Origin of the sequence: Streptococcus mitis, assembly GCF_002096855.1 — a bacterium.
In the GTDB taxonomy this organism is placed as follows: domain Bacteria; phylum Bacillota; class Bacilli; order Lactobacillales; family Streptococcaceae; genus Streptococcus; species Streptococcus mitis_Y.
On sequence record NZ_NCVH01000031.1, the window covers coordinates 288513 to 312938 of the forward strand.

19 protein-coding genes are annotated in these 24426 nt (G+C 41.1%); 18 read left to right on the forward strand and 1 reads right to left on the reverse strand.

Going from position 1 to position 24426, the window contains the following annotated elements:
- Window positions 1-346 precede the first annotated feature (346 nt).
- From B7698_RS06765 to pyk, 3 genes are all read left to right on the forward strand, one after another.
- The gene (locus B7698_RS06765) at window positions 347-3448 is read left to right on the forward strand and encodes a DNA polymerase III subunit alpha (RefSeq protein WP_084865075.1); all 3102 of its coding nucleotides are present in this window, start codon (window positions 347-349) and stop codon (window positions 3446-3448) included.
- An 81-nt stretch (window positions 3449-3529) separates the two neighbouring features.
- Window positions 3530-4537, forward strand: a complete 1008-nt coding sequence (pfkA, locus tag B7698_RS06770) for a 6-phosphofructokinase (protein WP_084865076.1) — start codon at window positions 3530-3532, stop codon at window positions 4535-4537.
- 58 nt (window positions 4538-4595) lie between these two features.
- Window positions 4596-6101, forward strand: a complete 1506-nt coding sequence (gene pyk, locus B7698_RS06775) for a pyruvate kinase (protein WP_084865077.1) — start codon at window positions 4596-4598, stop codon at window positions 6099-6101.
- A 317-nt stretch (window positions 6102-6418) separates the two neighbouring features.
- Here the strand turns inward: pyk and B7698_RS06780 are convergent, their stop codons facing one another.
- A complete protein-coding gene (locus B7698_RS06780; protein ID WP_000204729.1) occupies window positions 6419-7405 on the reverse strand; it encodes an L-lactate dehydrogenase in 987 nt (328 codons plus the stop codon).
- 194 nt (window positions 7406-7599) lie between these two features.
- On the opposite strand from B7698_RS06780, the gene gyrA reads away from it, so the two are divergent.
- From gyrA to lepA, 15 genes are all read left to right on the forward strand, one after another.
- Window positions 7600-10068 carry a DNA gyrase subunit A gene (gyrA, locus tag B7698_RS06785; RefSeq protein WP_084865078.1) on the forward strand — a complete coding sequence of 823 codons (2469 nt, stop codon included), beginning with the start codon at window positions 7600-7602 and terminating at the stop codon, window positions 10066-10068.
- A complete protein-coding gene (locus B7698_RS06790) occupies window positions 10068-10802 on the forward strand; it encodes a class A sortase (protein ID WP_084865079.1) in 735 nt (244 codons plus the stop codon). Before gyrA ends, B7698_RS06790 begins: the two co-directional genes overlap by 1 nt.
- Before the next feature lie 142 nt (window positions 10803-10944).
- Entirely contained in the window at window positions 10945-11742 is a 798-nt protein-coding gene (locus B7698_RS06795; protein ID WP_084865080.1) for a formate/nitrite transporter family protein, read from the forward strand.
- A gap of 147 nt (window positions 11743-11889) precedes the next feature.
- Window positions 11890-13170, forward strand: coding sequence for an O-acetylhomoserine aminocarboxypropyltransferase/cysteine synthase family protein (locus B7698_RS06800; RefSeq protein ID WP_084865081.1), 1281 nt, complete (start codon window positions 11890-11892; stop codon window positions 13168-13170).
- Window positions 13171-13265: 95 nt separating this feature from the next.
- Window positions 13266-14540: a DUF2130 domain-containing protein gene (locus tag B7698_RS06805; protein WP_084865082.1), complete on the forward strand. Its 1275-nt coding sequence runs from the start codon at window positions 13266-13268 to the stop codon at window positions 14538-14540.
- Window positions 14541-14551: 11 nt separating this feature from the next.
- A complete protein-coding gene (truB, locus tag B7698_RS06810; RefSeq protein ID WP_084865083.1) occupies window positions 14552-15430 on the forward strand; it encodes a tRNA pseudouridine(55) synthase TruB in 879 nt (292 codons plus the stop codon).
- A gap of 110 nt (window positions 15431-15540) precedes the next feature.
- Window positions 15541-16179, forward strand: coding sequence for a uridine kinase (udk, locus tag B7698_RS06815; RefSeq protein WP_001181376.1), 639 nt, complete (start codon window positions 15541-15543; stop codon window positions 16177-16179).
- A gap of 127 nt (window positions 16180-16306) precedes the next feature.
- Entirely contained in the window at window positions 16307-17647 is a 1341-nt protein-coding gene (gene xseA / locus B7698_RS06820; protein WP_084865084.1) for an exodeoxyribonuclease VII large subunit, read from the forward strand.
- Window positions 17625-17837 carry an exodeoxyribonuclease VII small subunit gene (locus B7698_RS06825; protein ID WP_084865085.1) on the forward strand — a complete coding sequence of 71 codons (213 nt, stop codon included), beginning with the start codon at window positions 17625-17627 and terminating at the stop codon, window positions 17835-17837. The genes xseA and B7698_RS06825 overlap by 23 nt, the downstream gene beginning before the upstream one ends.
- Entirely contained in the window at window positions 17834-18709 is an 876-nt protein-coding gene (locus B7698_RS06830; RefSeq protein ID WP_084865086.1) for a polyprenyl synthetase family protein, read from the forward strand. The genes B7698_RS06825 and B7698_RS06830 overlap by 4 nt, the downstream gene beginning before the upstream one ends.
- Window positions 18702-19517, forward strand: coding sequence for a TlyA family RNA methyltransferase (locus tag B7698_RS06835; RefSeq protein ID WP_084865087.1), 816 nt, complete (start codon window positions 18702-18704; stop codon window positions 19515-19517). Before B7698_RS06830 ends, B7698_RS06835 begins: the two co-directional genes overlap by 8 nt.
- Window positions 19510-19941: an arginine repressor gene (locus B7698_RS06840; protein WP_020900686.1), complete on the forward strand. Its 432-nt coding sequence runs from the start codon at window positions 19510-19512 to the stop codon at window positions 19939-19941. Before B7698_RS06835 ends, B7698_RS06840 begins: the two co-directional genes overlap by 8 nt.
- 6 nt (window positions 19942-19947) lie before the next feature.
- Window positions 19948-21615 carry a DNA repair protein RecN gene (gene recN, locus B7698_RS06845; protein ID WP_084865088.1) on the forward strand — a complete coding sequence of 556 codons (1668 nt, stop codon included), beginning with the start codon at window positions 19948-19950 and terminating at the stop codon, window positions 21613-21615.
- Between the two features lies 1 nt (window position 21616).
- Complete coding sequence (locus tag B7698_RS06850) at window positions 21617-22345, forward strand: metallophosphoesterase family protein (RefSeq protein ID WP_084865089.1); 729 nt, start codon at window positions 21617-21619, stop codon at window positions 22343-22345.
- Between the two features lie 78 nt (window positions 22346-22423).
- Complete coding sequence (lepA, locus tag B7698_RS06855; protein ID WP_001047207.1) at window positions 22424-24247, forward strand: translation elongation factor 4; 1824 nt, start codon at window positions 22424-22426, stop codon at window positions 24245-24247.
- Window positions 24248-24426: the final 179 nt, after the last annotated feature.

Consider the following 24426-nt stretch of genomic DNA (forward strand, 5'->3'; position numbering starts at 1 on the left):
TGGAATAAATAAACCCTAATGAAATAAATTTAAAAAAAGAGTATAGATTTACTGTTACTTATGATAATCTACAGTAAATAAAATACAAAATATACTCATGTTTAAAGATTTCCAAATCACAAAAAATATATATGTTTGTTTTATTATTCTTTATATAGTATAAAAATGTTTTGAATTTTTATCTAAAACATAATAATATAAAAATAAATTAATTTTTGTAGAATCTGTTTTATACTACTGTTTAGAATTGGATAAGGATGATCAGTTCGTACTTAATGGACTGATTAAGAAATATGGGGTGTAAAATGGTATAATAGAAATATATCAAAATAGGAGAGGTGAGTTCATGATTGCACAACTTGACACCAAAACAGTTTATAGTTTTATGGAAAGTGTAGTTTCGATTGAAAAATATGTACAAATAGCTAAAAACTATGGTTATTCTCACCTTGCTATTATGGATGTGGATAATCTCTATGGAGCCTATCATTTTTTAGAAGTGACTCGAAAATATGGAATCCAACCTCTAATTGGTCTTGAAATGACCTTGATTATAGACGAGAAGGCGATCTCTTTTCGTTTTCTAGCTCTATCTACTAAAGGTTACCAAGAGTTGATGAAGTTATCCACTTTAAAAATGACGGGACGAAAAAATTGGTCTGACTTTACCAGTCACCTTGAGGATGTTGCTGTTATTGTTTCTTATTTTGATGGAATCGATCAGCTGGATTTAGGTCATGATTATTTTATTGGGGTTAGTCCCGATACTCACCAAGAAGTCTTTACCAAACCTATTCTTCCACTGTATCAGGTCAACTCTTTTGAGAAAGAAGACATACAGGTTTTGCAAATCTTGTCGGCAGTCAAGGATAATATCAGTCTGAGAGAAGTGGATGTGCATTCACAACCAGGGATTTTTTTACCTGCCTCAGATTTAGAAGCTCGGTTTAAAAATCGCTTCCCTCAGGCGCTTGCCAATCTCCAAGGTTTGATAGGGAATGTTAGCTACCAACTTGATCCAAGTTTAAAACTCCCTCGCTTTAACCCTGAAAGGCCTGCAGTAGAAGAACTTAGAGAGAGGGCTGAGCAGGGACTGATAGTCAAGGGGCTAACCTCAGTTCTTTATCAAAAGCGTTTAAATGAAGAGTTGGCTGTTATTCATGATATGGGCTTTGATGACTATTTCCTAGTTGTTTGGGATTTGTTGCGTTTTGGACGTTCCCAAGGCTACTATATGGGAATGGGGCGCGGTTCTGCTGTGGGTAGTTTGGTCGCCTATTCACTTGATATCACAGGGATTGACCCAGTAGAGAAAAATCTGATTTTTGAACGTTTCCTCAATCGTGAACGCTATACCATGCCCGATATCGATATCGACATTCCAGACCTTTATAGACCAGAGTTCATTCGCTATGTTCGTGATCGCTATGGCAGTCAACATGTGGCGCAGATTGTCACTTATTCGACCTTTGGAGCAAAACAGGCAATTCGTGATGTTTTCAAACGCTATGGTGTTCCAGAGTACGAATTAACAAATATTACGAAAAAAATCAGTTTCCGAGATACGCTAACGACGGCCTATGAAAAGAATTTGCAATTTAGACAGGTCATAAATAGTAAGATTGAGTACCAAAAAGCTTTTGAGATTGCTCGAAAGATTGAAGGTTATCCTCGTCAGACCTCTATCCATGCTGCAGGAGTCGTTATGAGTGACCAAGACTTGACAGACTATATTCCTCTAAAATATGGTGAGGATATGCTCATCACCCAGTACGATGCTCATGGTATTGAAGCTAATGGACTTCTAAAAATGGATTTTCTTGGTTTACGTAACCTGACTTTCGTACAAAAAATGCAGGAATTACTTGCGGAGTCAGAGGGTGTTCATCTCAAAATCGAAGAGATTGATCTGGAAGACAAAGAAACCTTGGATCTCTTTGCAGCTGGAAATACGAAAGGGATTTTCCAATTTGAACAATCTGGAGCCATTCGACTGTTAAAACGGGTCAAACCACAAGTCTTCGAAGAAGTGGTGGCAACAACATCCCTTAACAGACCAGGTGCTAGTGATTATATCGATAATTTTGTGGCTCGCAAGCATGGCAAAGAAAAAGTGACGGTGTTAGATCCTTCCTTGGAGGACATCCTGTCATCAACCTACGGTATCATGCTCTATCAAGAGCAAGTTATGCAGGTAGCTCAGCGCTTTGGAGGATTCAGTCTTGGTAAAGCCGACATTCTCAGACGTGCCATGGGTAAGAAAAATGCTAAAGAGATGCATTTGATGAAGGAAGATTTTATCACTGGTGCAGTTAAACTCGGTCATTCAAAAGAGAAAGCCAACCAAGTTTTTGCAGTGATGGAAAAGTTTGCGGGTTATGGATTTAATAGATCCCACGCCTATGCTTACTCAGCACTGGCATTCCAACTTGCTTATTTCAAGACGCACTATCCTGCTATTTTCTTTCAAGTCATGTTGAATTATTCAAACAGTGATTATATTGTAGATGCATTGCAGATGGGATTTGAAGTGGCACCTTTAGCGATCAATAGTATTCCCTATCATGATAAGATTGTTCAAAAGAAAATTTACCTAGGTTTGAAAGCGATTAAGGGGGTATCAAGAGATTTTTCTTATTGGATTATTGAAAACCGTCCTTTCTCAAGTATTGAAGATTTCGTCACGCGTCTTCCTAAGAATTACAAGAAACTCTCACTTTTGACGCCTTTAGTTGAATTGGGGCTCTTTGATGAATTTGACAAAAATCGCCAGAAGATTTTAGTGAACCTACCTAACTTATTTGTTTTCGTTGAGGAGTTGGGTGGGCTCTTTGCAGATACAAATTATAGTTGGACTGAGGCTGATGATTTAACAGAGGCAGAGAAGTTTTACAAGGAACAAGAACTGGTTGGGGTAGGTATCAGTGCCCATCCTCTACAAACTCTCGCTAAACAATCCATATATCCGACAACTCCAATTGCTAATCTTATTGAGGGGGTTCATGCAACTCTTCTAGTTGAAGTGCAAAAAATAAAAGTTATTCGAACTAAAAAAGGCGAGAATATGGCCTTTCTACAGGTTCACGACAGTCAGTCTCTGATGGATGTTACAGTATTTTCAGATCAGTATCGAAAATTTTCCTCTATCCTATCTGAAGGAAAATTCTACTACATCAACGGTAAGATTCAATCAAGAGATGACCGTCTGCAAATGATTGCACAAGATTTGAAAGAAGCAGTGGCTGAACGATTCTGGATTCAGGTTAAAAATCATGAATATGATAAAGAAATTTCAAATATCTTAGACCAGTATAAAGGCTCAATCCCAGTCATCATCAGGTATGAAGAGGAACAGAAAACAATCGTTTCTCCCCATCATTTTGTAGCTAAATCCAATGAATTAGAAGCGAAGTTGAATGAAATCGTTATGAAAACGATTTATCGCTAAAAATACGGAAAATAGAAGAATTTTAAAATCAAATGTGGTATAATTAATAAGAATGTTAAAAGAAAAAGGAGCATAACCAATATGAAACGTATTGCTGTTTTGACTAGTGGTGGAGACGCCCCTGGTATGAACGCTGCTATCCGCGCAGTTGTTCGTCAAGCAATTTCAGAAGGAATGGAAGTGTTTGGTATCTATGACGGATATGCTGGTATGGTTGCCGGTGAAATTCATCCCCTAGATGCAGCTTCAGTAGGAGACATCATTTCTCGTGGTGGTACTTTCCTTCACTCAGCTCGTTACCCAGAGTTCGCTCAACTTGAAGGGCAACTTAAAGGGATTGAGCAATTGAAAAAACACGGAATTGAAGGTGTAGTTGTTATCGGTGGTGACGGATCTTACCACGGCGCTATGCGTTTGACTGAACATGGCTTCCCAGCTATCGGTCTTCCAGGTACAATCGATAACGATATCGTTGGTACTGACTTTACAATCGGTTTTGACACAGCGGTTACAACTGCTATGGATGCTATCGATAAGATTCGTGATACATCATCAAGTCACCGTCGTACTTTTGTTATTGAAGTTATGGGACGTAACGCTGGTGATATCGCTCTTTGGGCTGGTATTGCAACTGGTGCTGATGAAATCATCATTCCTGAAGAAGGATTCAAGATTGAAGATATCGTAGAAAGCATTAAATGTGGTTATGAGTGTGGTAAAAAACACAATATCATCGTCTTGGCAGAAGGTGTGATGTCAGCAGCTGAATTTGGTAAAAAACTAAAAGAAGCTGGGGATACAAGCGACCTTCGTGTGACAGAACTTGGACATATTCAACGTGGTGGTTCTCCAACTGCGCGTGACCGTGTATTGGCGTCACGTATGGGTGCGCATGCTGTTAAACTTCTTAAAGAAGGCATCGGTGGTGTTGCGGTTGGTATCCGTAACGAAAAAATGGTTGAAAATCCAATTCTTGGTACTGCAGAAGAAGGAGCATTGTTTAGCCTTACTGTAGAAGGTAAGATTGTGGTTAATAACCCACACAAAGCCGACATTGAGCTATCTAGCTTGAATAAGAGCTTGTCATAATTTACAATTTAGTTAATAAGACCAAAAAGGTCATATATATAAAGGAGTCACAAAAATCATGAACAAACGTGTAAAAATCGTTGCAACTTTGGGTCCTGCGGTAGAAATCCGTGGTGGTAAAAAATTCGGTGAGGACGGATACTGGGGTGAAAAACTTGATGTTGAAGCTTCAGCTAAAAACATTGCTAAATTGATTGAAGCTGGTGCTAACACATTCCGTTTCAACTTCTCACACGGTGACCATCAAGAACAAGGTGAGCGTATGGCAACTGTTAAACTTGCTGAAAAACTTGCAGGTAAAAAAGTTGGTTTCCTTCTTGATACAAAAGGACCAGAAATCCGTACAGAATTGTTCGAAGGTGAAGCTAAAGAGTATTCATACAAAACTGGTGAGAAAATCCGTGTTGCAACTAAACAAGGAATCAAATCAACTCGTGAAGTGATTGCATTGAACGTTGCTGGTGCTCTTGATATCTATGATGATGTTGAAGTTGGTCGTCAAGTTTTGGTTGACGATGGTAAACTTGGTCTTCGTGTGGTTGCTAAAGATGACGCAACTCGTGAATTTGAAGTTGAAGTTGAAAACGATGGTATCATCGCTAAACAAAAAGGTGTGAACATTCCTAACACTAAAATTCCTTTCCCAGCTCTTGCTGAACGCGATAACGACGATATCCGTTTCGGTCTTGAACAAGGTATCAACTTCATCGCTATTTCATTCGTACGTACTGCAAAAGACGTGAATGAAGTTCGTGCAATCTGTGAAGAAACTGGAAACGGACACGTTCAATTGTTCGCTAAAATCGAAAACCAACAAGGTATCGATAACTTGGATGAAATCATTGAAGCTGCTGATGGTATCATGATTGCTCGTGGTGACATGGGTATCGAAGTACCATTCGAAATGGTTCCAGTTTACCAAAAAATGATTATCACTAAAGTAAATGCTGCAGGTAAAGTTGTTATCACTGCAACAAACATGCTTGAAACAATGACTGAAAAACCACGTGCAACTCGTTCAGAAGTATCAGACGTATTTAACGCTGTTATCGACGGTACTGATGCTACAATGCTTTCAGGTGAGTCTGCGAACGGTAAATACCCACTTGAGTCAGTAACTACAATGGCTACAATCGACAAAAACGCTCAAACTCTTCTTAATGAATACGGTCGTTTGAACTCAGATTCATTTGAACGTAACTCTAAGACAGAAGTAATGGCTTCAGCTGTTAAAGATGCTACTAACTCAATGGACATTAAATTGGTTGTAACTCTTACTAAGACAGGTCACACTGCACGTTTGATCTCTAAATACCGTCCAAATGCTGATATCTTGGCATTGACATTCGACGAATTGACAGAACGTGGGTTGATGTTGAATTGGGGTGTTATCCCAATGTTGACAGATGCTCCATCATCAACTGACGATATGTTCGAAATCGCTGAACGTAAAGCAGTTGAAGCAGGTCTTGTACAATCAGGTGACGATATCGTTATCGTAGCTGGTGTACCAGTTGGAGAAGCTGTTCGTACAAACACAATGCGTATCCGTACAGTACGCTAATCAAAATGAAAAAAGCCTATCATATCAAGCTTTCTAGCCTGTATGATGGGCTCTTTTTTTGTCTATGGAGCACAAATGGGGCAAAACTTTTTACTTTCGATTTAATGGGACGGTATCAAGTGCGTCAAATACTGCTTGCTTCAGACTTTTTGTAACGTGAGCATAGATCTAATTGGTAGTTTTCGGATTTATAGCCAAACTGTGACATGATAGCTTTTAAAGTTATGTTGTTTTTTACGTAAACTTCATAAAATGTTTAGTTAAGATAGAGATAAAAAATAACTCCCTGATGACTCAAGGAGTTATTACTATCTAAATTAGTTTTTAGAAGCTGCTTGGAATTCTGGATTTTTCCATGCTTCGTCAATAATAGCTTGTAATTCATTTGCAGATGCTTGCATTTTTTGAGTTTCTGCGTCGTTCAATGGGATATTTACTGGACGAACAATACCATGTGCACCTACAACAGCTGGTTGACCGATAAAGACGTTTTTAACTCCGTATTGACCTTCTTGGAATACTGAAAGTGGAAGTACTGCGTTTTCATCGTCAAGGATTGCTTTAGTAATACGAGCAAGTGCTACTGCGATACCGTAGTATGTTGCACCTTTTTTGTTGATGATTGTGTAAGCTGCGTCACGAACACCTTCGAACAATTCAATCAATTCAGCTTCTTGAACATTTTGAGTGTCTTTAAGGAATTCTTCAAGGTTTACACCAGCGATGTTAGCATGTGACCAAACAGCGAACTCAGAGTCACCGTGTTCACCCATAATGTAGGCGTGGACTGAACGAGCATCAACATCCAATTTTTCAGCAAGTGCTTGACGGAAACGAGCTGAGTCAAGTGAAGTACCTGAACCGATAACGCGTTCTTTAGGGAATCCAGAGAATTTCCAAGTTGAGTAAGTCAAGACGTCAACTGGGTTAGCAGCAACAAGGAAGATACCTTTGAAACCTGATTCAACAACTTGAGTTACAATTGATTTGTTGATAGCAAGGTTTTTACCTACAAGGTCAAGACGAGTTTCACCTGGTTTTTGAGGCGCACCTGCAGTGATTACAACAAGGTCAGCGTCTGCACAGTCAGAGTATTGAGCTGCATAGATTTTTTTAGGTGAAGTGAAGGCAAGGGCGTGACTAAGGTCAAGCGCGTCACCAACAGCTTTTTCATGCAATTGCGGAATTTCGATAATTCCAAGCTCTTGTGCAATTCCTTGGTTAACAAGTGCAAAAGCGTAAGAAGAACCTACAGCACCATCACCGACAAGGATAACTTTTTTGTGTTGTTTAGTTGAAGTCATTATTCTAAACATCTCCTTAATTTTATTCAGGGATTTCCCCAGTTATTTCAATTTTATCACTTTTGAAAAGCTTTGTCACGGATATACATTTCAGTTCTTGATGTAAACGTTTTAGTGGTTTTAGATACCTGAAATATAGCGGACATTATGGTATAATATAGTTAATTACTAATAGTGAAATGAGGCATTTATTAATGCAGGATAGAAATTTAGTGAATGTCAATCTGACAAAGGAGATGAAGACCAGCTTTATTGACTACGCTATGAGTGTTATCGTAGCGCGGGCTCTTCCTGATGTTCGAGATGGCTTGAAACCCGTCCACCGTCGGATTCTCTACGGAATGAATGAACTGGGTGTTACTCCAGACAAACCTCATAAAAAATCTGCTCGTATTACAGGGGATGTCATGGGTAAATATCACCCACACGGGGATTCCTCTATCTATGAAGCCATGGTCCGTATGGCTCAATGGTGGAGTTACCGTTACATGCTTGTAGATGGTCATGGGAACTTTGGTTCCATGGACGGTGATGGTGCTGCCGCCCAGCGTTACACTGAGGCACGTATGAGCAAGATTGCTCTGGAAATGCTTCGTGATATTAACAAAAATACAGTTGATTTCGTTGATAACTATGATGCCAATGAACGTGAACCCTTGGTCTTGCCAGCACGTTTTCCTAATCTTTTGGTTAATGGAGCAACTGGTATTGCGGTTGGGATGGCAACCAATATTCCACCTCATAACCTTGGTGAAACCATTGATGCAGTGAAGTTGGTCATGGACAATCCTGAAGTGACCACTAAGGACTTGATGGAAGTCCTGCCTGGACCAGATTTTCCAACTGGTGCTCTTGTTATGGGGAAATCAGGTATTCATAAGGCCTACGAAACAGGTAAAGGTTCTATTGTCCTTCGTTCTCGTACTGAAATTGAAGAAACTAAGACTGGCCGTGAGCGTATTGTTGTAACAGAATTTCCTTATATGGTCAATAAAACAAAGGTGCATGAGCATATTGTTCGTTTGGTTCAGGAAAAACGCATTGAGGGTATTACAGCAGTTCGTGATGAGTCAAACCGCGAAGGGGTTCGATTTGTTATTGAGGTCAAGCGCGATGCCTCAGCCAATGTTATCCTTAATAATCTCTTCAAGATGACCCAGATGCAAACCAACTTTGGTTTCAATATGCTTGCTATCCAAAATGGTGTACCCAAGATTTTGTCCCTTCGTCAGATTTTGGATGCTTATATCGAGCACCAAAAAGAAGTGGTTGTTCGTCGTACTCGTTTTGATAAGGAAAAAGCAGAAGCGCGTGCTCATATCTTAGAAGGTCTCTTGATTGCGCTAGACCATATCGATGAAGTGATTCGTATCATCCGTGCTAGTGAAACGGATGCGGAAGCACAAGCTGAGTTGATGAGCAAGTTTAAGCTTTCTGAACGTCAAAGTCAAGCCATTCTTGATATGCGTCTTCGTCGTTTGACAGGTTTGGAACGCGATAAGATTCAGTCTGAGTATGATGACCTCTTGGCTCTGATTGCAGATTTAGCAGATATTCTAGCTAAGCCTGAACGTGTTTCTCAAATCATTAAAGATGAATTGGATGAAGTTAAGCGTAAGTTTGGAGATAATCGTCGTACAGAGTTGATGGTGGGAGAAGTCTTGACTCTTGAAGATGAAGATTTGATTGAAGAATCGGATGTCTTAATTACACTTTCTAACAAAGGCTACATCAAACGTTTGGATCAAGGAGAATTCACTGCTCAAAAACGTGGTGGTCGTGGTGTCCAAGGGACAGGCGTTAAGGATGACGATTTTGTTCGTGAGTTAGTGTCAACCAGCACCCATGATCACCTACTCTTCTTTACAAATAAAGGACGTGTCTATCGCCTGAAAGGCTATGAAATTCCTGAGTATGGCCGTACTGCTAAGGGATTGCCAATTGTCAATCTTTTGAAATTGGATGAAGGCGAAAGTATTCAAACCATCATCAATGTTGAGTCTGAACGCAGTGATGACGCTTATCTCTTCTTCACAACTCGTCATGGTATTGTGAAGAGAACCAGCGTTAAGGAATTTGCTAATATTCGTCAGAATGGACTCAAGGCTTTGAACCTCAAGGATGAAGATGAGTTGATTAATGTCTTACTGACAGAAGAGGACACGGATATTATCATTGGTACCAAGTTTGGTTATTCAGTTCGCTTTAATCAATCAGCCGTTCGTGGTATGAGTCGTATTGCCACTGGTGTGAAAGGTGTTAACCTTCGTGACGGAGACACAGTTGTTGGTGCTAGTGTGATTACAGACCAGGACGAGGTTCTTATCATCACAGAAAAGGGCTATGGTAAGCGTACAGTTGCGACCGAATATCCAACTAAAGGTCGTGGTGGTAAAGGGATGCAAACCGCTAAAATTACAGAAAAGAACGGTTCTCTTGCTGGTCTTATGACTGTTAAAGGCGATGAAGATTTGATGATTATCACTGATACTGGTGTCATGATTAGAACCAACGTTGCCAATATTTCACAAACAGGTCGCTCAACTATGGGAGTTAAAGTGATGCGCCTAGACCAAGATGCTAAAATTGTAACCTTTACTACGGTTGCAGCTGCAGAAAAAGAAGAAGTTGGGACAGAAAACGAAACAGAAGGTGAAGCATAATGTCTCATAAAAAGAAAACAAACCGTAAAAATTTACTAATCAATATTTTGGCAGGATTCTTAATCATCTTGTCAATAGCTTTGATTTTCAATTCAAAAATTCGTGATATGTTCATGGTTTGGAATACCAATAAATACCAAGTCAGCCAGGTATCAAAAGAAAAATTGGAAGAAAATCAAGATACAGAAGGGAATTTTGACTTTGATTCCGTAAAAGCTATCTCGTCAGAAGCTGTCTTATCATCACAATGGGATTCGCAAAAATTGCCAGTTATCGGTGGAATTGCTGTCCCTGAGGTAGAAATTAACTTGCCTATTTTTAAGGGGCTTGATAATGTCAATCTTTTCTATGGAGCTGGTACAATGAAGCGTGATCAAGTGATGGGGAAAGGAAACTATTCCCTTGCGAGCCATCACATCTTCACGGCGGAAAATGCCAGCCAAATGCTCTTTTCTCCATTATCACGCGCTAAAAATGGGATGAAAATTTATCTAACTGATAAGGATAAAGTTTATACCTATGAAATCCGTGAAGTGAAGCATGTGACTCCAGATCGCGTTGATGAGATTGATGACCGTACTGGAGTTGATGAAATCACACTTGTAACCTGTGTTGACTATGATGCGACAGAACGTATTATCGTAAAAGGTGACTTGAAAGATACAAAAGATTATTCACAAACACCTGAAGAGATTCTAACAGCTTTTAATCAACCATATAAACAACGTTATTAAAGATAAATCAGTAAAATCTTAGGTTTTACTGATTTTTTATAGATTGAATTTCAAAATAAACTGTTATGAAATACAGAAAACGTTTCCTTAATTCTAAAGTTTGTGATATAATTATCAGGTAAAAAAATTTTAGGAGTTTATTATGGTTTCTTCAGAATTTATCTCAAAGATTGAATTTGCTTGTAAGAAAAAAGAAAGTCTTTATACTCAAAGCAAATTTAAGTATGCGATTCGTTCTATGTTCGCAGGTGCATTTTTAACCTTCAGTACTGCTGCTGGTGCAGTTGGGGCTGACTTGATTAATAAAATTGCACCAGGTAGTGGACGCTTCCTCTTCCCATTTGTCTTTGCTTGGGGATTGGCCTACATTGTTTTCTTGAATGCTGAGTTGGTTACATCAAACATGATGTTCTTGACTGCTGGTAGTTTCTTGAAAAAAATCTCTTGGAGAAAAACAGCTGAGATTCTACTTTACTGTACCTTGTTCAACCTTATCGGGGCTTTGATAGCAGGTTGGGGCTTTGCCCACTCAGCAGCCTATGCACATCTCACTCACGATAGTTTCATCTCAGGGGTTGTTGAGATGAAGTTAGGCCGTTCAAATGAATTAATCTTACTTGAGGCTATTTTGGCAAATATTTTCGTTAATATTGCGATTCTTTCATTTGTTTTGGTCAAAGATGGCGGCGCTAAACTATGGCTCGTTTTATCAGCGATTTACATGTTTGTATTCTTAACAAACGAGCACATTGCGGCGAACTTTGCTTCATTCGCGATTGTAAAATTCAGTGTTGCTGCTGACTCAATTGCCAACTTCGGTATTGGAAATATGCTTCGCCACTGGGGTGTAACCTTCATCGGAAACTTTATCGGAGGAGGCCTCTTGATGGGTCTTCCATATGCCTTCCTCAATAAAAATGAAGATACTTATGTAGATTAAGAAAATGAGCACGATTGAGTCGTGCTTTTTTCATTTTTAAAATAAGGTAATAGTTATTTACTATATCAAAATATAGAAAACTGATATTTGTAAACTATACCTTAAGGTGCTACAATATCTTTAATCAAACTATTTGGAGGTCGCCTTATGACTCGTGATTTTAAATTTGAAACTTTGCAACTGCATGCTGGTCAAGTTGTGGATCCAGCTACCAAGTCTCGTGCAGTGCCGATTTATCAAACAACATCTTTTGTTTTTGATGACACGCAGGAAGGTGCAGATCTTTTTGCCTTGAGAAAACCAGGGAACATTTATACTCGTATCACCAACCCTACAACAGCTGCCTTTGAAGAAAGAATTGCTGCCCTTGAAGGTGGTGTTGGAGCTCTTGCAACAGCATCAGGTATGGCCGCAGTGACTTATACGATTTTGGCGCTTGCACATGCAGGTGACCATGTAGTAGCAGCCTCAACTATTTACGGTGGAACCTTCAATCTCTTGAAGGAAACCCTTCCTCGTTATGGTATCACAACAACCTTTGTCGATGTTGATAATTTGGAGGCAGTAGAAGTAGCGATCAATGATAATACCAAGCTTGTCTTGATTGAAACCTTGGGCAACCCCTTGATTAACATTCCTGACCTGGAAAAATTGGCTGAGATTGCACATAAACACCAGATTCCACTAGTTTCGGATAATACCTTTGCTACACCTTATTTGATTAACGTTTTTTCTCACGGTGTAGATATTGCTATTCACTCTGCGACTAAGTTTATTGGTGGGCATGGTACGACTATTGGTGGAGTGATTGTCGATAGCGGTCGTTTTGACTGGGCAGCTTCAGGGAAATTCCCTCAATTTGTTGAGGAAGACCCAAGTTACCACAATTTGAGCTATACTCGTGATGTGGGTGCAGCAGCCTTTATTATCGCTGTCCGTGTCCAATTACTTCGTGATACAGGTGCAGCCTTGTCGCCATTTAATGCCTTTCTCTTGCTCCAAGGACTTGAAACCCTTTCTCTTCGTGTCGAACGTCATGTGCAAAATGCAGAGAAAATTGTTGATTTCCTTGTCAACCATCCTAAGGTAGAAAAGGTAAACTATCCAAAACTTGCAGACAGTCCTTATCATGCCTTGGCTGAGAAATACTTGCCAAAAGGTGTGGGCTCAATCTTTACTTTCCATGTCAAAGGTGGGGAGGCAGAAGCACGCAAGGTTATTGATAATTTGGAAATCTTCTCTGACCTTGCAAATGTGGCAGATGCCAAGTCTCTTGTTGTTCACCCAGCAACAACTACTCACGGTCAATTGTCAGAAAAAGACTTAGAAGCCGCAGGTGTCACACCAAACCAAATCCGCTTGTCTATCGGTCTTGAAAATGTAGATGATTTGATTGAAGACTTGCGATTAGCATTGGAAAAAATTTAAAGAAAAAGAAGATAAACAGTGGGTTTCGACTCGCTGTTTTTGATTTTCCTTTAGGCATGATATAATGGTTACAGAAGTCTAGAAAGAGGAACGATATGAACGAAATCAAATGTCCTAATTGTGGGGAAGTCTTTACAGTAAATGAGAGCCAGTATGCTGAACTTTTGTCTCAAGTGAGAACAGCAGAGTTTGATAAGGAATTGCACGATCGGATGAAGCAGGAACTGGCCTTGGCTGAGCAAAAGGCCATGAATGAACAACAGTCTAAACTAGCTCAAAAAAACCAAGAAATTGCGCAATTACAGAGTCAAATCCAAAACTTTGATACAGAAAAAGAATTGGCCAAGAAAGAGGTTGAACAGACAAGCCATCAGGCTTTATTAGCAAAAGACAAGGAAGTGCAGGCCTTGGAAAACCAATTGGCCACCTTGCGTTTGGAGCATGAAAATCAACTACAGAAGACCCTCTCCGACCTAGAAAAAGAACGAGACCAGGTTAAAAATCAGCTTCTCTTGCAAGAAAAAGAAAACGAACTCTCTCTTGCTTCAGTTAAACAAAACTATGAAGCTCAGCTCAAAGCAGCCAGTGAACAAGTCGAATTTTATAAGAATTTCAAAGCCCAACAATCTACAAAAGCTATCGGGGAAAGTCTGGAACATTACGCAGAGAGTGAGTTTAACAAGGTCCGTAGTTTTGCATTTCCAAATGCTTACTTTGAGAAGGATAACAAGGTCTCTGCGCGTGGTTCCAAAGGGGACTTTATCTTCCGTGAGAGTGATGAAAATGGAGTGGAAATCATTTCCATCATGTTTGAGATGAAAAATGAAGCTGACGGAACAGAGAAGAAGCACAAGAATGCAGATTTTTACAAGGAATTGGACAAGGACCGTCGGGAGAAGAACTGTGAGTATGCAGTTTTAGTGACCATGCTTGAGGCAGATAATGACTACTTCAACACAGGAATTGTAGACGTCAGCCACGAGTATGAAAAGATGTATGTGGTTCGTCCTCAATTCTTTATCCAGTTGATTGGACTCCTGCGAAATGCGGCGCTAAATTCCCTAAAATACAAGCAGGAGTTGGCCTTGGTTCGCGAGCAAAATATCGACATTACGCATTTTGAGGAAGACTTGGATGCCTTTAAACAGGCCTTTGCTAAGAACTATAATTCAGCTTCGACCAACTTTGGTAAAGCTATTGATGAAATCGACAAGGCCATCAAACGCATGGAAGAGGTCAAGAAATTCCTAACCACATCCGAAAATCAACTCCGTCTAGCTAACAACAAATTGGAAGATGTTTCGGTCAAAAAATTGACCCGTAAAAATCCAACCATGAAAGCGAAATTTGAGGCACTGAAGGGGGAGTGAGAAAAAAAGATATGAACGGTATTATCAACTTAAAAAAAGAAGCGGGGATGACCTCGCATGATGCGGTTTTTAAACTGCGTAAGATTTTGGGAACCAAGAAGATTGGTCATGGTGGGACCTTGGATCCGGATGTGGTGGGTGTTTTGCCCATTGCAGTTGGCAAGGCGACACGCATGGTCGAGTTTATGCAGGACGAGGGCAAGGTCTATGAGGGGGAAATCACTCTGGGCTTTTCCACGACGACTGAGGATGCCAGTGGGGAAGTGGTCGCTGAGACACCCGTTCTGTCGCCCTTGGATGAAAAGCTTGTCGATGAAGCGATAGCCAATCTGACTGGGCCTATTACTCAGATTCCGCCTATGTATTCAGCTGTTAAGGTTAATGGTCGCAAGCTCTATGAGTATGCGCGTGCTGGTCAGGCAGTGGAGCGTCCAGAACGTCAGGTGACCATTTATCAATTTGAACGGACAAGTCCGATTACTTATGAGGGTCATCTTGCACGCTTTACTTTTCGTGTGAAATGTAGTAAGGGGACTTACATCCGTACATTATCGGTTGACTTGGGAGAAAAATTGGGCTATGCGGCTCATATGTCTCATTTGACACGAACAAGTGCTGCAGGTTTGCAGCTAGAAGACGCTCTTACCTTGGAAGAAATTGCTGAAAAAGTGGAGGCTGGTAAATTGGACTTTCTTCATCCTCTAGAGATTGGGACAGGCGACCTTGTCAAAGTTTTCCTAACTCAAGAAGAGGCTACAGAAGTACGCTTTGGTCGTTTTATCGAACTCGAACAAATAGAACAAGAATTAGCTGCCTTTGAAGATGATAAATTGCTAGCCATTCTAGAAAAACGGGACAATCTCTACAAGCCAAGGAAGGTTTTTATCTAATCTAACTGGAGTGTGGGGATGGAATTCTTCTCCTAGACTATCCAAATCAGACTATAAATTTTGCAAAAAATGTGATAGAATAGACGACGGATAAAAAAACGGAGGATAGCATGCAAAATAGACCAATCATTATCGGAGTGACAGGTGGTTCTGGTGGAGGTAAGACCAGTGTTTCAAGAGCCATTTTATCGCATTTTCCTGATGAAAAGATTTCCATGATTGAGCATGATTCATACTACAAGGATCAGTCTCATTTGACCTTTGAAGAGCGTGTCAAAACCAACTACGACCATCCTTTTGCCTTTGATACAGACTTGATGATTGAGCAGATAAAGGAATTGTTGGCAGGGCGTCCAGTGGATATTCCGACTTATGACTATACAGAGCATACACGAAGCAGCAAGACTTATCGTCAGGAGCCTCAAGATGTCTTTATCGTTGAGGGCATTTTGGTCTTGGAGGACAAGCGCCTGCGCGATTTGATGGATATTAAGATTTTTGTGGATACGGATGATGATGTGCGCATTATTCGTCGTATCAAGCGCGATATGGAAGAACGTGGCCGTAGCCTTGATAGCGTTATTGATCAGTACTTGGGTGTGGTTAAACCTATGTATCATCAGTTTATCGAGCCAACCAAGCGTTATGCTGATATCGTCATTCCTGAGGGAGTCAGCAATACTGTTGCTATTGACCTTTTGACGACTAAGATTGCAAAGATTTTGGAAGAAGCCCGAAATAGCAAATAATCAGATGTGGAGGCCTTGCCTCCTTTTTCTATTTTTCCCTCATAATGGTACATAAATGGAGATTTTTAGGCATATTTTTGGTATAATAATACCCATGAAAGAGCAAGAAAATGAATAGTAGGTGGAGATGGAAAAGTATTTATCGGTAACAACTTTGACCAAGTATCTGAAAATGAAATTCGATAAAGACCCTTACTTGGAACGGGTCTATTTAACTGGTCAAGTTTCCAACTTTCGTAAACGACCTACTCACCAATATTTCTCCCTAAAAGATGACCATGCAGTTATTCAAGCGACTATTTGGTCTGGCATTTATCAGAAATTAGGCTTTGACCTTGAAGAAGGGATGAAAATCAATGTAATTGGGCGTGTACAGGTCTATGAACCAAGTGGTAGCTACTCTATCATCATTGAAAAGGCAGAACCTGATGGGGTTGGTGCGCTTGCGATTCAGTTTGAACAACTCAAGAAAAAATTGACAGAAGAAGGCCTGTTTCAAGAACGATTCAAGCAACCTCTGCCCCAATTTTCTAAGAGAATTGGTGTAGTGACCAGTCGCAGTGGAGCCGTTATTCGAGATATTATCACGACCATCAGCAGGCGATTTCCAGGTGTCGATATTCTGCTCTATCCGACCAAGGTTCAAGGTGAAGGTTCTGCGGAGGAAATTGCTCGAAATATTGCGCGTGCCAATCAACGGGACGATTTGGATTTGTTGATTATTGGTCGTGGTGGAGGTTCTATCGAGGATCTTTGGGCCTTTAACGAAGAAATCGTGGTACGAGCGATTTTTGAATCTCGTTTACCAGTTATCTCTAGTGTGGGGCATGAGACGGATGTGACCTTGGCAGATTTTGTGGCGGATCGCCGCGCTGCCACACCAACAGCAGCTGCTGAACTGGCAACACCTGTGACCAAGTTGGATCTATTAGCTCATTTGCAAAATCAGGAAAAACGGATGGCAACAGCAGTCAGAAATATCCTATCGAAGAAACAAGAAGCTTTGAAAAAATGCAGTCAGTCAGTCATCTTTAGACAGCCAGAGCGCTTGTATGATGGCTATTTGCAACGCTTGGATCAACTGCAACTGCGCTTAAAACAAAGTTTGCGAACACAGATTTCCGATAACAAACAGCTAGTACAAGCAAGGACGCATCAACTAGTCCAATTTTCACCTGTTACCAAAATTCAACGTTATCAAGACCGTCTAGGCCAGTTGGATAAGCTCCTCCGTAGCCAAATGGCGCTGGTTTATGATGCCAAAGTTGCTGAGGTCAAGAGGCTTTCAGAAGCACTCCTGATGTTGGATACGAGCCGGATTGTTGCGCGAGGCTATGCTATTGTCAAAAAAGAAGAGTCCGTAGTTGATTCGGTTGAGAGTTTGAAGAAAAAAGACCAAGTGACGCTTTTAATGCGAGATGGTCGAGTAGAATTAGAGGTTAAAGATGTCAAAACAAAAGAAATTTGAGGAAAATCTAGCAGAACTGGAGGCCATTGTCCAAAGTTTAGAAAATGGTGAAATTGCTCTGGAAGATGCGATTGCTGCTTTTCAAAAGGGCATGGTCTTGTCAAAAGAGCTCCAAGCGACGCTGGACAAGGCTGAGAAGACCTTGGTTAAGGTTATGCAAGAAGACGGAACAGAAAGTGATTTTGAATGAAAAAGCAAGAAAAATTAGCTCTTGTCGAGTCGGCCTTGGAAGACTTTTATGGAGACCAGCAGTTTGCCTCTAGTTTGCGAGAGTCTGTTCTCTATTCCATTCATGCTGGTGGCAAGCGTATTCGGCCTTTTCTCTTGTTAGAAGTTCTGGAAGCCTTGCAGGTTGCTATCAAACCTGCTCACGCGCAGGTGGCTGCTGCTTTGGAAATGATCCATACAGGGAGCTTGATTCATGATGATCTTCCTGCTATGGATGATGATGATTACCGTCGGGGACGATTGACCAATCACAAGAAATTCGGTGAAGCTATGGCCATTTTGGCAGGAGATGCTTTGTTCCTAGATCCTTATGCCTTGATTGCGCAGGCAGATTTGCCAAGTCAGATCAAGGTGGACTTGATTGCTAACTTATCGCTTGCTTCAGGAAGTCTGGGCATGGTGGCAGGGCAGGTTTTGGACATGGAGGGTGAACACCAGCATTTGTCTTTGGAAGAACTTCAGACCATTCATGCTAATAAGACTGGGAAACTACTAGCCTATCCCTTTCAAGCGGCTGCCATCATAGCTGAATTGGCACCTGAAATACAAGCAAAACTGAAAACTGTTGGTGAATTGATTGGGCTTGCTTTTCAAGTTCGAGATGATGTACTGGATGTGACAGCTAGTTTTGAGGAAATCGGCAAGACGCCTCAAAAGGACTTACAGGCTGAAAAATCAACTTATCCAGCCTTGTTGGGCTTGGAAGAGGCTATTGCCTTTTGTAACCAAACTCTGGATCAAGCTAATGCCAAATTAGAAGAAATCGCCCAGCAGGTTCCCTTTGAAACAGAATCGATTGTAAAAGTAGTAGAAAGTTTGAGAATCAATGACTAAGGAAAGAGTGGATGTACTAGCTTATAAACAGGGCTTGTTTGAAACGAGAGAGCAGGCCAAGCGCGGTGTCATGGCTGGCCTAGTCGTAGCAGTCCTTAACGGAGAACGGTTTGACAAGCCAGGAGAGAAAATTCCAGATGACACCGAGCTAAAACTCAAGGGGGAGAAACTCAAATATGTCAGTCGTGGTGGCTTGAAACTGGAAAAGGCATTGCAGGTCTTTGATTTATCAGTGGATGGGGCGACCACGATTGATATTGGGGCTTCTACTGGCGGTTTTACCGATGTCATGTTACAGAATGGTGCTGAACTTGTCTTTGCAGTTGATGTTGGTACCAATCAGTTGGCTTGGAAATTACGCCAAGACCCACGAGTTGTCAGCATGGAGCAGTTTAATTTCCGCTATGCTGAAAAGACTGATTTCGAGCAGGAGCCGAGCTTTGCCAGTATTGATGTAAGTTTCATTTCCCTCAGTCTGATTTTGCCGGCCTTGCACCGTGTCTTGGCTAATCAAGGGCAGGTCGTGGCTTTGGTTAAGCCTCAGTTTGAAGCAGGACGTGAGCAGATTGGGAAAAATGGAATTATTCGCGATGCCAATGTCCATCAAAATGTCCTTGAATCTGTCACAGCTATGGCAGTAGAGGAAGGCTTTTCAGTTCTTGATTTGGACTTTTCTCCCATCCAAGGCGGTCATGGAAATATTGAGTTTTTAGCGTATTTGAAAAAAGAAGAGTCAGCAAGCAATCAGGTTCTTGCTGAGATTGAAGAAGTAGTAGAGAGGGCGCATAGTCAATTTAAAAATGAATAAAAAAGAGAGACTTGAAAAAATTAGACGATTTGTGACAGATTATCAAATCGGTACACAAGAAGAAATCGTAGAACATTTGAAAGAGGCAGGAATCACTGCCACTCAAGCGACAGTATCCCGAGATATCAAAGAGCTAGGCATTGTCAAAATTCCTTTGAGAGACAATACCTATGTCTATGAATTGCCAAAATCAATCGTAAAAAGTTTGCAATTGGCTGAAGACAATATTGAGTCAGCTGAATTGATGGATAAGATGATTAATCTCCAAGTTATTCCAGGAAATACGGCTTTTGTAAAAGCTCAGTTAATCGAGACATTTGCGGACAAAATTTTTAGCTGTTTGGCTGATGATAGCTCGATTTTAGTCATTGCCAGAAGTGAAAGTCTAGCTGAGGAAATCTTTGAACAAGTAAAAAATTGGTAGGTCTATATGTTACTTGAAATTTCGATAAAAAACTTTGCCATTATTGAGGCTATTTCCCTCAATTTTGAAAAGGGGATGACTGTCCTGACTGGTGAAACGGGTGCAGGGAAGTCGATTATCATTGATGCCATGAATATGATGTTGGGAGCTCGTGCTACGACAGATGTTATTCGTCATGGTGCGCCAAAGTCAGAGATAGAGGGGCTTTTCTCAGTTGAGAATAGTCGTCTTTTACAGGAAATTTTTGATGAGCAAGGTTTGGAAATGGGTGATGAAATTATCATCCGTCGAGAAATCTTGCAAAATGGTCGTAGTATTAGTCGTGTCAATGGCCAGATGGTTAATCTGTCTGTTTTGCGTGCTATTGGGCAACATCTTGTGGACATTCATGGTCAGCATGACCAAGAAGAGTTAATGCGCCCTCAACTTCATATTCAAATGTTGGATGAATTCGGCGATGTAGCTTTTTGGGGTTTGAAAGAAACCTATCAAACGAGTTTTGATGCCTACCGTAAAATGCGTAAGCAGGTTCTGGAAGTCAAGAAAAACCAACAGGAACACAAGGCACGTATCGAAATGTTGGAATTTCAAATGGCAGAGATTGAGGCAGCAAACTTGCAAGCAGGTGAAGATCTGGCTCTCAATCAAGAGCGTGATAAACTTCTCAATCATAAAAATATTTCGGATACGCTGACCAATGCCTATAGTATGTTGGACGATGAAGATTTTTCAAGTCTGGCCAATGTTCGTTCAGCCATGAATGACATGGAAAGTGTCGAAGAGTACGACCCTGAATACCGTGAAATTTCAAGCTCACTGTCTGAGACCTACTATGTCTTAGAAGACATTAGCAAGCGTCTGGAAGCTATTATTGAGGACCTTGATTTTGACGGCAATCGTCTCATGCAGGTTGAGAATCGTTTGGATTTCCTTCATACTATTACCCGTAAGTATGGTGGGACTGTAGACGATGTCTTACTTTATTTTGCTAAGATTACAGAAGAATACAATCTCTTGACAGGCAATAACCTTTCGTCTGAGGACATGGAGGCAGAGCTTAAAAAATTGGAAGTTAATCTTGTAGATTTGGCAGGTCAACTTGCCTCTGCTCGTCATGACTTGGCTCAGCAGCTGGAAGCAGAGATTAAACAAGAACTGCAAGACCTTTATATGGAAAAAGCCCAGTTTCAAGTTCGTTTTAGTAAGGGCAAATTCAGCCGTGAAGGTAATGAAACAGTTGAGTTTTACATTTCAACCAACCCTGGCGAAGACTTTAAACCCTTGGTCAAGGTTGCGTCTGGTGGGGAATTATCCCGTCTCATGCTAGCCATTAAATCTGCCTTTTCACGTAAAGAAGGCAAGACTAGCATTGTCTTTGATGAGGTGGATACGGGAGTTTCAGGTCGTGTTGCTCAGGCTATTGCGCAGAAGATTCACAAGATTGGTCAGCATGGTCAGGTTTTGGCTATTTCCCATTTGCCACAAGTGATTGCGATTGCAGATTATCAATTCTTTATTGAGAAGATTAGCAATGAGCATTCAACGGTTTCGACTGTTCGTCTCTTGACGGTTGAAGAGCGAGTGGAAGAAGTTGCCAAGATGCTGGCAGGTGATGATGTGACGGAAGCAGCCCTGACGCAAGCCAGAGAATTGTTGAGAAACAGGGAGAAATAAGATGACAGACTATTATGTAATTGGAGATGTTCACGGAAAAGCTGGGATGCTGGAAGACCTTCTCAAAACATGGGATGGTCAGACCCAGTTACTCTTTCTAGGGGATTTGATTGACCGTGGTGAAGATAGTCGCCGTGTCCTAGAGATGGTTAAGGACTTGGTCGATAATCAAGGGGCAATCTGTTTGTCAGGAAACCACGAGTATATGTTTTTGACTTGGCTCGATAACCCAGAAGAAAGCTATGACCACTATCGTCGCAATGGTGGAGATACAACCATTAACTCTATCCTAGGTCGTCCCTTGGATGCACCGGTTGATGGAGTTGAGGATGCCAAGCGTGTTGCTACTGAAGCAGCAGACTTGGTCAAATTTATTCGTCAAATGCCATTTGTAGTAGAGACAGACAAGTATATCTTTGTACATGCTGGTATTGATTTGACCTTGGATGACTGGCGTGAAACTACAGATTATAAAAAAGTCTGGCTTAGAAAACCATTCCACGAAGCAGAAAATCATACTGGAAAAATCATTGTCTTTGGGCATACACCGGTCTATGGTTTGTTAAAGCAAGAGCGTGGTACTGCTGAGCTTTGGACTACAGAAGATGGCAAGATTGGAATGGATGGAGGAGCTGTTTATGGTGGTGTCCTTCATGGGATTGTCTTTACAGACCAAGGAATGACAGAACACCACTTTATCGAAAATGACGGTTTTGTCGCTGAAGATTAGTACTCCTAGCAGGGTATGGTCTTGTCAAAATGTTAAAAACAATTTATAATAAATAGATACCCTGAAAGGAAGAGAATCATGAACTTAGAAGAATTGAAAAAACGACAGGAGAAGATCCGTAACTTCTCTATTATCGCCCATATTGACCACGGGAAATCGACTCTAGCAGACCGCATTTTGGAAAAAACAGAGACCGTTTCAAGTCGTGAAATGCAGGCCCAGCTTTTGGATAGCATGGATTTAGAGCGAGAACGTGGGATTACCATTAAACTCAATGCCATCGAGCTGAATTATACTGCAAAAGATGGGGAAACTTATATTTTCCACTTGATTGACACGCCGGGGCACGTAGACTTTACCTATGAAGTTTCACGTTCGCTAGCTGCCTGTGAGGGAGCGATCTTGGTGGTCGATGCCGCTCAAGGTATTGAGGCTCAAACACTTGCCAACGTTTATCTAGCCTTGGACAATGATTTGGAAATCATGCCAGTCATTAATAAAATTGACCTGCCTGCTGCAGATCCAGAGCGCGTGCGTACAGAGATTGAGGATGTCATTGGTTTGGATGCCAGTGAAGCAGTTTTGGCTTCTGCCAAGGCTGGTATCGGTATCGAGGAGATCCTTGAGCAAATCGTAGAAAAAGTACCAGCCCCAACAGGTGATGTGACAGCACCACTTAAGGCCTTAATTTTCGACTCAGTTTATGATGCTTACCGTGGGGTTATTCTCCAAGTGCGTGTCATGGATGGGGTGGTCAAACCTGGCGATAAGATTCAGCTTATGAGCAATGGCAAGACTTTTGATGTGACCGAAGTCGGTATATTTACACCCAAAGCAGTTGGTCGTGATTTCCTTGCGACTGGTGATGTTGGTTATATTGCGGCTTCTATCAAGACGGTTCAGGACACTCGTGTGGGTGATACCGTTACCTTGGCAACCAATCCTGCGGCTGAGCCATTACATGGTTACAAGCAGATGAACCCTATGGTCTTTGCGGGTCTCTATCCTATCGAGTCAAACAAGTACAATGACTTACGTGAAGCTCTTGAAAAATTGCAACTGAATGATGCTAGTCTTCAGTTTGAACCAGAAACATCTCAGGCACTTGGATTTGGTTTCCGTTGTGGTTTTCTTGGCCTTCTCCATATGGATGTTATCCAAGAACGTTTGGAACGTGAGTTCAACATCGACCTCATTATGACAGCTCCATCCGTTATTTATAAGGTTAATTTGACCGATGGTGAGTCTATGGATGTGTCTAACCCATCTGAGTTCCCGGACCCAACCAAGATTGCGACCATTGAAGAGCCATATGTTAAAGCGCAAATCATGGTACCACAGGAGTTTGTCGGGGCAGTCATGGAATTAGCTCAGCGTAAGCGTGGGGACTTTGTGACTATGGACTATATCGATGATAACCGTGTCAATGTTATCTATCAAATTCCACTGGCTGAAATCGTCTTTGACTTCTTCGATAAGCTTAAGTCTTCAACTCGTGGTTATGCAAGCTTTGACTACGAATTGTCAGAGTACCGCCCATCTAAGCTGGTCAAAATGGACATCCTTCTCAACGGAGACAAGGTGGATGCCCTCAGCTTTATCGTTCACAAGGATTTTGCTTACGAACGTGGAAAACTCATCGTTGATAAGCTCAAGAAAATTATCCCTCGCCAACAATTTGAGGTGCCAATTCAAGCAGCAATTGGACACAAAATTGTGGCTCGTACTGATATCAAGGCCCTTCGTAAGAACGTACTTGCTAAATGTTATGGTGGTGACGTTTCTCGTAAACGCAAACTCCTTGAAAAACAAAAAGCTGGTAAGAAGCGCATGAAAGCTATCGGATCAGTAGAAGTCCCACAAGAAGCCTTCCTCAGCGTTTTGAGCATGGATGAAGAATAAGTCTTCAGAAAAGTTTTTTATTGTTTATAGGACGTTAATATAAGAAGAAAATGATAAAACAGGCTTAAATAGGCCTGTTTTATCAGGCTCTTTGTCAACTGTAGTGGGTTGAAGAAAAGCTAATATCTAGAAAGGACAAATTTCGTCCTTTCTTTTTTGATATTCAGAGCGATAAAAAT